The organism is Nesterenkonia lutea (genome assembly GCF_014873955.1).
In the GTDB taxonomy this organism is placed as follows: Bacteria; Actinomycetota; Actinomycetes; order Actinomycetales; family Micrococcaceae; genus Nesterenkonia; species Nesterenkonia lutea.
This window is the reverse complement of record NZ_JADBED010000001.1, coordinates 1,381,914-1,393,014: the sequence shown is the minus strand read 5'-3', so window position 1 is coordinate 1,393,014 and position 11,101 is coordinate 1,381,914. Positions and strand designations below refer to the sequence as shown.

Below are 11,101 nucleotides of genomic sequence, written 5' to 3'. Positions count from 1 at the left end.
CTAAGCATGGATGTTGGTCTGACCCCGGTGAAGCCTCCCGAGAACGAACTGTTGATCGTCACCGGCATGTCCGGTGCCGGCCGCACGACGGCCGCCCACGCCCTGGAGGATCTGGGCTGGTACGTGGTGGAGGGGCTCCCGCCGGAGCTGATCACCACGATGATCGACATCATCTCGCGGCACCCCGGGTCGATGGAGAAGCTCGCCGTGGTCATCGACGTGCGGACCAGGGCCCTGTTCTCCAGCATGCTCGGCGCCCTGGAACAGCTCAAAGCCACCGGAGTGACCTACCGGATGCTCTTCCTGGACTCCTCCGACGAGCTCCTGGTGCGCCGCTTCGAGCAGGGCAGGCGCCCCCACCCGCTGCAGGGCTCCGGGCGGATCCTCGACGGGATCACCGCCGAGCGTGATCTGCTCAAAGAGGTCAAGGCCGCGGCGGAGATCGTCCTGGACACCACGGAGCTGAACGTGCACGGGCTGGCCAAGGAGATCATCGGGATCTTCAACGAGGACGGTCCGGTCCAGCTGCGGCTGAACGTGATGAGCTTCGGCTTCAAATACGGGGTCCCGGCGGACGCGAACTTCATCGCCGACATGCGCTTCATCCCGAACCCACACTGGGTTCCCGAGCTCCGTCCCTTCACCGGCCAGGACTCCGCCGTGAGCGACTACGTGCTCGGCAACGAGGGGGCCGGCGAGTTCATCGATCGCTATGTCGAGGCGATCCAGCCGGTGATCGAGGGTTACCGCCGGGAGAACAAGCACTACGCCAACATCGCGGTGGGCTGCACCGGCGGCAAACACCGGTCGGTGGCCGTGGCGGAGGAGCTGGCCCGCCGACTGGGGCAGCTGCCGAATGTCACGGTCAACACGATTCACCGCGACCTGGGGCGTGAATAAGGGTGAGTCAGCTTCCGCTTCCGCCGAGCCGCGGCAGCTTCCGCGTCTCGGCGCTGGGCGGAGGACATGGTCTCTCCGCCACACTTTCGGCGCTGCGGGTCATCGCCGCTGAGCACCTCACCGCCATCGTCACCGTGGCCGACGACGGCGGCTCATCAGGCCGGATCCGCCAGGACATGGACGTGCTGCCTCCGGGCGACCTCCGGATGGCGCTCGCCGCCCTGTGTGACGACACGGACTGGGGGCGCACCTGGGCGCAGGTCATGCAGCACCGGTTCCGTTCGCGCGAGGGTGTCACCGGCAGCCTGGACGATCACGCCATGGGCAACCTGCTCATCGTGGCGCTCTGGGAGCTGATCGGTGACTCTGTGGAGGGGCTTCGCTGGGCCGGAACGCTCCTCGGCGCCCGCGGCCAGGTGCTGCCCATGTCGCGGCAGCCCCTGACCATGTCCGGACTCGTGGAGCCGCCCGAGGGCGCGCCGCCGCATGCACCCGCCACGGGATCACCCGATGATGGGCCCGGCAGCAGCAGCGGCAGCTCCGGCGGCAACGGCGAGCGGCTCTCCTCGCAGGTAGCGCTGGCCCATGCCGGCAGTCTGGGCCGGCTCCGGGACGTGCAGCTGCACCCCAGGGACGCCGCGGCCTGCGCAGAGGCGCTCACGGCCATCGAGCTCAGCGACTGGGTCGTGCTGGGACCGGGGTCCTGGTACACCTCGGTGCTTCCCCACGTGCTGCTCCCGGAGCTTCGAGATGCGCTCTATGAGACCGAGGCTCGCCGGTGTATTGTGATGAACCTCTCACCCCACACCGATGAGACAGCCGGCATGAGCCCGGCTGAGCACCTGCGAGTCCTGCATGAGTACGCCCCCGGGCTTCGGGTCCACAGCATCATCGCGGACCCCACCTCGGTGCCCGACCGGGAGCGTGCAGAGTTTGCCGAGGCCGCTGAGGTGCTGGGCGCGCAGGTGAGCTATCACGACGTCGCCAAGGCGGGTCACCCGGAGACCCACGACCCGCTGAGGCTGGCCATCGCGTTCAGCGAGGTCTTCACCGACTGACCCGTGCCGTCCACGAGTCGGGCATTGGGTACGATGACCGAGCTGCATCAGACGAAGACCAGAGGACAACACATATGGCGCTGACCGAGTCGGTCAAAGAAGAGCTCTCCCGCCAGCACGTCAAGACGACCTCGGAGCGCAAGGCCGAGGTCTCGGCGATGCTCCGGTTCGCGGGGGGCCTGCACATCATCTCTGGTCGCATCGTGATCGAGGCGGAGCTGGACCACGCCGCCACTGCACGACGGCTCAAGACCACGGTCACGGAGGTCTACGGACACAACCCCGAGGTCATCGTGGTCTCCGGCAACGGCCTCAAGCGCGGCTCCCGCTACGTGGTGCGCGTGGTCCGGGAGGGTGAGGCGCTGGCGCGTCAGACCGGTCTTCTGGACGCGCGCGGGCGTCCCGTCCGCGGCCTGCCCTCCGTGGTGGTCAACGGCTCCATGGCTGACGCCGTCTCCGCCTGGCGCGGGGCGTTCCTCGCGCACGGCTCGCTGACCGAGCCAGGACGATCCTCGTCCCTGGAGGTCACCTGTCCCGGTCCCGAGGCCGCGCTGGCGCTGGTCGGCTCCGCCCGGCGGCTCGGCATACCGGCCAAGGCGCGGGAGGTCCGCAACGTGGACCGCGTGGTCATCCGTGACGGGGACTCCATCGCCAAGCTGCTCACGCTCATGGGTGCCCACCAGACCCTGCTGGTCTGGGAGGAGCGGCGCATGCGCAAGGAGGTCCGTGCCACCGCGAACCGACTGGCTAACTTCGACGACGCGAATCTTCGGCGCTCGGCTCAGGCCGCAGTCGCCGCCGGTGCCCGCGTGCATCGGGCCCTGGAGATCCTCGGCGCGGAGGCCCCGCACCATCTCAAGTACGCCGGGGAGCTGCGCCTGGCGCACAAGCAGGCCTCGCTGGACGAGCTGGGCCGTCTCGCCGATCCACCGATGACCAAGGACGCGATCGCTGGTCGCATCCGCAGGCTCCTGGCCATGGCGGACAAGCGCGCCGGCGAGCTGAACATACCCGGCACCGAATCCAGCGTGACCCCTGACATGCTCGAAGGCTGAACGCCGAGGTCACGGAGACCGCAGGTGTGCTCCGCCAAGTTACTCCAGTGGTGAACACTGCAGGCCAAAGGCGGTCAGGCCCTTTCTGGGCATGCGGCGACGGCATAGGATGAACAGCGAGTCGAGGTGCTGTCGGCCTCGACAAACCCCTGTCACTAGGAGGACATTTTGACTGATTTCACCCTTCCTGAACTGGACTATGACTACGCCGCGCTGGAGCCGCACATCTCGGCGCGCATCATGGAGCTCCATCACTCCAAGCACCACCAGACCTACGTCACCGGTGCGAACACCGCGCTCGAGAAGCTGGCAGAGGCCCGGGAGAAGGGCGACTTCGCCACGACCCCCAAACTTCTCAAGGACCTGCAGTTCAACCTCGGCGGGCACACCAACCACTCGATCTTCTGGAAGAACCTCTCCCCTGAGGGCCAGGAGCGCCCGGAGGGCGAGCTCGCCGCCGCGATCACCGAGTACTTCGGCTCCTTCGAGGCGTTCCAGCAGCAGTTCACCCAGGCCGCACTGACCATCCAGGGCTCCGGCTGGGCGATCCTCGCCTATGAGCCCATCGGCGGCAACGTCGTGATCGAGCAGTTCTACGATCAGCAGAACGGCGTGCCTGTGGGCACCATCCCGCTGCTCATGCTGGACATGTGGGAGCACGCCTTCTATCTCGACTACCAGAACGTGAAGCCTGACTACGTGAAGGCATTCTGGAACATCATCAACTGGCAGGACGTGGCGGCTCGCCTGGAGGCAGCCCGCTCGGGCGCTTCGCGGCTGCTCACTCCCTGATCTGTCCCGCGTCCGCCGACTGCCGTCTGAGCAGCGCGCGTCCGTCAGGTGAGAACCGGCCCCCAGATGTTGGGGGCACTCGCACCGACATGATTGAATGATGTACGAGAAAACTGAATATCACGTTCTGCAGACAGCCTGAGAACAACGAAGTTGTTGGGGGTCAGCGGTTCGACTACGGTCGAGCTGCTGATCCCCAACGTGTGTCCAAGGACTTTCACCCTGGTGCAGAACTCCCAGGGCTGGCCGAGCAGAACGTCCCCAAGGCCCGCAGGAACTGCGGTCCCACACGTCAAGGAAGGAACCTCATGGCGACAAAGATCGCGATCAATGGTTTTGGACGCATCGGCCGCAACGTGCTGCGCGTGCTGGAGAACACCGGCCGCACGGACCTCGAGCTCGTAGCCATCAACGACCTCACCGATCCCGCCCAGCTGGTGAACCTGACCAAATACGACTCCGTCATGGGTCGTTTCCCGGCAGATGTGTCCCTGGACGGTGACACCCTCGTCGCCGGCGACCGCCGGATCAAGCTGTTCTCGGACAAGGATCCGGCAAACCTGCCCTGGGGTGATCTGGAAGTCGACGTCGTCCTGGAGTGCACCGGGTTCTTCACCACCAAGGAGTCCGCCGGCAAGCACCTCGAGGCGGGCGCCCGCAAGGTGATCGTCTCGGCTCCGGCCAAGGGCGCCGATGCCACTCTGGTCATGGGCATCAACGAGAACACCTACGACGTCGAGAACCACACCGTGGTCTCCAACGCGTCCTGCACCACCAACTGCCTGGCTCCGCTGGTCAAGGTGCTGAACGACGAGTTCGGCCTGGTGGAAGGTCTCATGACCACCGTGCACGCCTACACCGGAGACCAGCGCCTGCATGATGCTCCGCACAGCGATCCCCGCCGTGCGCGCGCAGCCGGTGTGAACATGGTTCCCACCTCCACGGGTGCCGCAGCCGCCATCGGCCAGGTCATTCCCGAGGTCGACGGCAAGCTCGACGGCTACGCCATCCGCGTGCCGCTGATCACCGGCTCCGGCACCGACCTCACCGTGGCCATCGAGAAGGAGGGCGTCACCGCTGAGGACATCAACGCCGCCTTCAAGAAGGCCGCCGAGGGCGAGCTCAAGGGTATCCTGGCGTACAACACGGATCCGCTGGTGTCCTCCGACATCGTCGGTGACACGCACTCCTCGATCTTCGACGCACCGCTGACCAAGGTCATCGGCAAGACCGTCAAGGTCTTCGCCTGGTACGACAACGAGTACGGCTACTCCTCCCGACTGGTGGACATGACCGCGCACGTCGGCCGCTGATCCAGCTCGCATGATCGCAGAGGCCCCGGCTCGACGAATCCTCGTCGGGACCGGGGCCTCTGCCGTGCGGCGCCCGACGATTCCTGTTTGTCCCTTCCAGCGATTGGTACCCTGATCACATGACTGCAGCCACCCTTGACTCCCTGCTCTCCGAAGGCCTGGACGGCCGCCGCGTGCTCGTCCGCTCCGACCTCAATGTGCCGCTCAAAGATGGTGCGGTCACCGATGACGGGCGCATCCGCGCCTCGCTGCCGGTGCTGGAGAAGCTCGCCGCAGCAGGAGCCCGAGTGCTGGTCACCGCGCACCTGGGACGCCCCCAGGGCGAGCCCGAGCCGAAGTACTCGCTGGCCCCGGTGGCCGCGCGCATGGGCGAGCTCACCGATGTCCCCGTGCTGCGTGCTTCAGACCTCGTGGGTCCCAGTGCCCAGGAGAAGGCCGCCGCGCTTCAGCCAGGTCAGATCCTGCTGCTGGAGAACGTGCGCTTCGATGCGCGCGAGACCTCCAAGGACGACGCCGAGCGTGCGGCTCTCGCCGCCGAGCTCACCGCCCTGACCGGCACCGGCGGCGCCTATGTCAATGACGCCTTCGGCGCCGTGCACCGGCGCCACGCCTCGGTGGCCGACATCACCGCGAAGCTGCCCGCCTATCAGGGGGACCTGGTCCGCGACGAGCTGCGGGTGCTGCAGCGCCTGACCGAGGCCCCGCAGCGGCCGTACACGGTGGTCCTCGGCGGATCCAAGGTCTCCGACAAGCTTGCCGTGATCGAGAACCTGATGAGCCGCGCTGACACGCTCCTGGTCGGCGGCGGCATGGTCTTCACGTTCCTCAAGGCGCAGGGCCATGGCATCGGCAAGTCCCTGGTGGAGAATGACAAGCTCGACACCGTCAGGGGCTTCCTGGAAGCGGCCGAGCGGCAGAACTGCCGGATCGTGCTGCCCACCGACATCGTCATGGCGTCGAGGTTCGCCGCCGACGCCGAGGTCGAGGTGCTCCCCGTGGACGCCCTCGAATCAGGCCGGGCCGGCGCCGAAGCGCTGGGTCTGGACATCGGACCCGACACCGCCAAAGCGTTCAGCACCGAGATCGCCCAGGCGAACACCGTCTTCTGGAACGGGCCCATGGGCGTGTTCGAGATGGAGGCCTTCGCCAAGGGCACCGCCGCCGTGGCCGAGGCGCTGACCACCACCGAAGCGTTCACCGTGGTCGGCGGCGGTGACTCGGCGGCCGCCGTGCGCGCCCTGGGCTTCGACGAGGACAGCTTCGGGCACATCTCCACCGGCGGCGGCGCCAGCCTGGAGTACCTCGAAGGCAAGTCCCTGCCCGGCATCGACGCGCTCGAGGCCTGATCGACGCGCTCTGCCGCCGTCGTCCGCACACGTCACCGCTGATCTCACCACCGTTGAAAGGGAACTCCTCTCCATGACCACTCAGAAGAACGGCGCTTTCGTGCGTCGCCCGCTGATCGCGGGCAACTGGAAGATGAACATCGACCATATGGAGGCGATCGCGCTGGTCCAGAAGCTCGCCTGGACCCTCAACGACGCCGAGCACGACCATGAGCGGGTCCAGGTGTCGGTCTTCCCTCCGTTCACCGACCTGCGCGGAGTCCAGACCCTGGTCAGCGGGGACAAGCTGAGCATCGACTACGGTGCCCAGGATCTCTCCGAGCACGACTCCGGCGCATACACCGGAGACATCTCCGGCGTGTTCCTGAAGAAGCTCGGCTGCACCCAGGTGCTCATCGGACACTCCGAGCGTCGCGAGGTCCATGGCGAGACCGATGAACAGCTCAACGCGAAGCTCTCCGCAGCGCTGCGCCACGAGCTCGTTCCGGTGCTGTGCGTGGGGGAGGGGCTCGAGGTCCGGGAGGCCGGCAACCATGTGTCCCACACCCTGGCTCAGCTCGAGGGTGCGCTGCGCGGCCACAGCGCCGAGGAGCTCACCGAGCTCGTGGTGGCCTACGAGCCGGTCTGGGCCATCGGCACCGGCAAGGTCGCCGGCCCGGAGGATGCGCAGGAGATGTCAGCCGCGATCCGGGAGAAGCTCGCGGAGCTCTACTCCAGGGAGTTCGCCGACACCGTCCGTGTGCTCTACGGCGGTTCGGTCAAGTCCAAGAACGTCGCCTCGATCCTGGCCGGGCCCGATGTGGACGGGGCCCTCGTCGGAGGCGCCAGCCTGGACCCGGAGGAGTTTGCGAACATCATCTCCTTCGAGAAGCACATCGGCGCACAGGGCTGAGCGGCCCATGGGTGACCCCGTCCCGGGTTATCCTGGTAGCTGATACGCCCACGATTCACCACGAAAGGTCGCTGTGTCTGCGCTGACCATCGCACTTCAGGTGCTCCTGGCACTCATCAGCATTCTGCTGATCATGCTCATACTGCTCCACAAGGGGCGCGGCGGTGGCATGTCCGACATGTTCGGCGGCGGTGTGACCTCGTCACTGGGATCCTCCGGCGTGGCCGAGCGGAACCTGAATCGGCTGACCATCACCCTGGGAGTGACCTGGGGCCTGATCGTTGTCGCCCTGGCGCTGCTGGTCCAGGTGAACGTCGACAGCTGACCACTCCACCGGGCTGGTTGAGCTTTCCGGTCGCTGCGTAAGCACCGGAAAGCTCAACCGCCCAGGGGGAGTGGAGTCAGCGGAGCTTGGCCGCGGCCGCCTGGTCCAGGTGCCAGATCGTCTCCCTGGCGCCGCGGACCTTCGTGGCCGGAATCTCCTGCGGGTCGGTGCCCCCGGCCAGCGCCCTGGACGCCGCGGTCGCCTTGTCTGCGCCCACGACGACGGTCCACACGCGGTCTGCGCTGTGGATGGCGTCGAAGGTCAGCGACACGCGCTGCGGCGGAGGCTTCGGCGAGTCGTCCTCGCCCACGGCGACCACACCTTCCGTGTTCAGCGAGGCCTTCCCCGGGAAGAGGCTCGCGATGTGTCCATCGGGGCCCACTCCGAGCAGCAGCACGTCGAAGCGGGGCAGCGCGAGGCCTGCGCGGCCGCCCTCCTCGGCATGGACCTCGAGGCTCGCGGCATACATCTCCGCGCCGATCTCTGGAGTGGCCGCGTCCTCGGAGGTCGGCATGCGGTGGATGTTCTCGGCCGGCAGTCCGTGCTCGGCGATGAGCAGGTCCAGAAGGGCCGTATGCGCCTGCATGGCGTTGCGCTCCGGATCATCGCTGGGGAGCAGCCGTTCGTCGCCCCACCAGAAGTGGACGGTCGTCCACGCCGGAGTCTCGGTTCCCGGCTCGGTGACCAGGTCCGCGACCTTCTCCAGCACGGCGATGCCGGCGCTGCCTCCGGTGAGGACCGCGTGGGCGATCCCGGCGTGCCGGGAGGCGTCCACCAGCACCGCCAGCAGCCGTTCGGCGACCACGGTCACCAGCTGGTCCTTGTCGGCGTAGATCTCAGTGCGCGGGGCGGCCATCGTGGTGTTCGCGGGATCTGTCATGTCTGTGCGCCCTTTCGCGGCTGTCCTGTGTGGTTCATGGACCGAGCATAGTCGTTTGCTCAGCCGGCAGGGGAGAATCCGATCGGCAGCTGGGTGGAGGGCAGTCCTCTGCTGAGCACCTCGCCGAAGATCTCATCGGAGTCGAGCCGACGCAGCTCCTCGGCCAGGCAGTCCTGGAGTGTGCGGACCGGCAGCGGGATGCCCTGGACCAGCCCGTCGGCGCTGCGCAGCTCGGCGATCTCCTCTCCGCGGGGGCGGGAGAGGCTGACATCGCCGGTGGCACGGTGGAACGTGACGGCGGTCAGCGTCAGGGGAAGCTCGGAGTCCTCCGGCACGGCCGTGGAGACGAGCTCCACGGGCACCGAGAGCGCCATCTGCAGCCAGGCCGAGAGCAGCGCGGCGCTGGGGAGGTCAGCTGCGGCCTCCACCGTCACGGAGGTGATCGCGTCAGGATCCAGGGTGTCCAGGATGCTGGCGAGCTGGATCCGCCAGCGGGTCAGCCGGGTCCAGGCCAGATCTGTGTCGCCTTCGCTGTAGTGCGCGGCGAGCCGGCGCAGCGCATCCAGTGGTCGTGGATCCATGGCCGTGTCGGTGATACGGCGATGTGCGATCTTCCCGATGGGAGTCTTGCTGACTCCGTCCGGAAGCTCGTCGGCCCACCACGCGACGATGGGAGCATCTGGCAGCAGTAGCGCAGAGACCATCGCCTCGTTCTGCTCGGCGATCTCCCCCGAGGCTTCCAGCACGATGACCTCGGAGGCCCCGGCGTCACCGCCGACGCGGATCTGGGCATCGAGCCGCGTCGCATCGGAGGTCCTGCCGGAGGCCAGCACGATGATCCGGCACGGGTGCTCCCGGGAGGCGAGGTTGGCCGCTGCGATGGCAGGTTCGGCGTTGTCCTTGGAGGTCAGGATGACCAGGGTGAGCACCCGGGTCAGGGCGACCACGCCGCCTGCCTCACGCAGCTCACGCAGCTTCTTGGAGACCTTGGAGGTGGTGGTGTTCTCGATGTCGACGATCATGGGATTCTCCTTATGGCCTGCGCCAGCTGCGGCCGTCTCGGGCGAGCAGATCATGGGCGGACTGGGGACCCCATCCGCCGGGGGCGTAGGGCTCGGGCTGGACCTGCTGGGCCTCCCAGTGCTCCTCGAAGGGGTCAAGGATCTTCCAGGAGAGCTCGACCTCCTCGTGGCGCGGGAACAGCGGCGGCTCTCCGAGCAGGACGTCGAGGATGAGCCGCTCATAGGCCTCCGGGCTGTCCTCGGTGAAGGCATGGCCGTAGCCGAAGTCCATGGTCACGTCGCGCACCTCCATCTGGGTCCCGGGCACCTTGGAGGCGAACCGGATGGTCGCCCCTTCATCGGGCTGGACCCGGATGACGACGGCGTTCTGACCGAACTCGTGATCATCGTGATCCTGGAAGAGCAGGTTCGGGGCACGTTTGAAGATCACAGCGATCTCGGTGACCCGGCGCCCCAGCCGCTTGCCGGCCCGGAGGTAGAACGGTGCTCCGGCCCATCGGCGAGTGTTGATGTCGAGCTTCAGCGCCGCGAAGGTCTCCGTGGTCGAATCAGGGTTGAACCCCTCCTCGTCCAGGAATCCGACGACCTGCTCCCCGCCCTGCCAGCCCGAGGTGTACTGTCCGCGAGCCGAGGCTCCGTCGAGGTCAGCGGGCAGCCTGACTGCGGCGAGCACCTTCTCCTTCTCAGCACGCAGGTGATCCGCGTCGAAGGAGATGGGCTCCTCCATCGCGGTCAGCGCGAGCAGCTGGAGCAGGTGGTTCTGGATCACGTCTCGCGCGGCGCCCACGCCGTCGTAATAGCTGGCCCGGCCGCCGATGCCGATGTCCTCGGCCATGGTGATCTGCACATGGTCCACGTGATGGGCGTTCCACAGCGGCTCGAAGAGCTGGTTCGCGAAGCGAAGGGCAAGCAGGTTCTGCACCGTCTCCTTGCCCAGGTAGTGGTCGATCCGGAACACGGCGTCGGGCGGGAAGACCGACTCGACCACGGTGTTGAGCTCCTGGGCAGACTTCAGATCGTGCCCGAACGGCTTTTCGATGACCACCCGGCTCCAGGGATCGTCCTGCCCGATCTGCGCGCTGGCGAGGCCGTGGGAGGAGAGCTTCTGGCAGACGATCTCGAAGGAGTTCGGCGGGATGGAGAGGTAGTAGGCATGATTGCCCCTGGTGCCGCGGGATTCCTTGAGCTCCTCGAGGGTCTCGCCGAGCTGGGCGTAGGCGGCGTCGTCGTCGAAGCCGGTGGCGTTGACGAAGCGCAGCCCGGCCGCGAGCTGGTCCCAGACCTGCTGATCGAAGGCGGTCCGGGCCGAGGCCTTGACGTGATCCAGCACCTCGGCGGCGAACTGCTCATGGGTCCAGTCCCGGCGCCCGAACCCGACGAGCGAGAAGCTCGGTGGCAGCAGGCCGCGATTGGCCAGGTCATAGATGGCGGGCAGGAGCTTCTTGCGCGCCAGGTCTCCGGTCACGCCGAACATGACCATCGTCGAAGGTCCCGCGATCCGGTTCAGCCGGCGGTCGC

General features: G+C 67.2%; 11 protein-coding genes. 8 read left to right on the top strand and 3 right to left on the bottom strand.

Annotated elements, in window-relative coordinates:
• Positions 1-6: 6 nt before the first annotated feature.
• From rapZ to secG, 8 genes are all read left to right on the top strand, one after another.
• Positions 7-900 (top strand): RNase adapter RapZ, encoded by an 894-nt coding sequence (rapZ, locus tag H4W27_RS06365; RefSeq protein WP_192595188.1) that lies wholly within the window; start codon positions 7-9, stop codon positions 898-900.
• Positions 901-902: 2 nt separating this feature from the next.
• Entirely contained in the window at positions 903-1,958 is a 1,056-nt protein-coding gene (locus tag H4W27_RS06360) for a gluconeogenesis factor YvcK family protein (RefSeq protein WP_318782200.1), read from the top strand.
• Between the two features lie 74 nt (positions 1,959-2,032).
• Positions 2,033-3,013: a DNA-binding protein WhiA gene (gene whiA, locus H4W27_RS06355; protein WP_192595187.1), complete on the top strand. Its 981-nt coding sequence runs from the start codon at positions 2,033-2,035 to the stop codon at positions 3,011-3,013.
• Positions 3,014-3,181: 168 nt separating this feature from the next.
• Positions 3,182-3,805, top strand: coding sequence for a superoxide dismutase (locus tag H4W27_RS06350; protein ID WP_192595186.1), 624 nt, complete (start codon positions 3,182-3,184; stop codon positions 3,803-3,805).
• A 308-nt stretch (positions 3,806-4,113) separates the two neighbouring features.
• Positions 4,114-5,118, top strand: coding sequence for a type I glyceraldehyde-3-phosphate dehydrogenase (gap, locus tag H4W27_RS06345; RefSeq protein WP_192595185.1), 1,005 nt, complete (start codon positions 4,114-4,116; stop codon positions 5,116-5,118).
• A 119-nt stretch (positions 5,119-5,237) separates the two neighbouring features.
• The gene (locus H4W27_RS06340; protein WP_192595184.1) at positions 5,238-6,464 is read left to right on the top strand and encodes a phosphoglycerate kinase; all 1,227 of its coding nucleotides are present in this window, start codon (positions 5,238-5,240) and stop codon (positions 6,462-6,464) included.
• A 73-nt stretch (positions 6,465-6,537) separates the two neighbouring features.
• Entirely contained in the window at positions 6,538-7,356 is an 819-nt protein-coding gene (gene tpiA / locus H4W27_RS06335) for a triose-phosphate isomerase (protein WP_192595183.1), read from the top strand.
• Positions 7,357-7,429: 73 nt separating this feature from the next.
• A complete protein-coding gene (gene secG / locus H4W27_RS06330; RefSeq protein WP_192595182.1) occupies positions 7,430-7,681 on the top strand; it encodes a preprotein translocase subunit SecG in 252 nt (83 codons plus the stop codon).
• Positions 7,682-7,757: 76 nt separating this feature from the next.
• Here secG and pgl read toward each other — a convergent pair whose 3' ends face one another.
• From pgl to zwf, 3 genes are read right to left on the bottom strand one after another with little or no spacing between them, the layout of a single operon-like run.
• The gene (gene pgl / locus H4W27_RS06325; protein WP_192595181.1) at positions 7,758-8,561 is read right to left on the bottom strand and encodes a 6-phosphogluconolactonase; all 804 of its coding nucleotides are present in this window, start codon (positions 8,559-8,561) and stop codon (positions 7,758-7,760) included.
• Between the two features lie 59 nt (positions 8,562-8,620).
• On the bottom strand, positions 8,621-9,583 hold the full coding sequence (locus H4W27_RS06320; protein WP_192595180.1) for a glucose-6-phosphate dehydrogenase assembly protein OpcA: 963 nt from the start codon (positions 9,581-9,583) through the stop codon (positions 8,621-8,623).
• A gap of 10 nt (positions 9,584-9,593) precedes the next feature.
• The gene (gene zwf / locus H4W27_RS06315; RefSeq protein WP_225939326.1) at positions 9,594-11,063 is read right to left on the bottom strand and encodes a glucose-6-phosphate dehydrogenase; all 1,470 of its coding nucleotides are present in this window, start codon (positions 11,061-11,063) and stop codon (positions 9,594-9,596) included.
• Between the last annotated feature and the right edge of the window lie 38 nt (positions 11,064-11,101).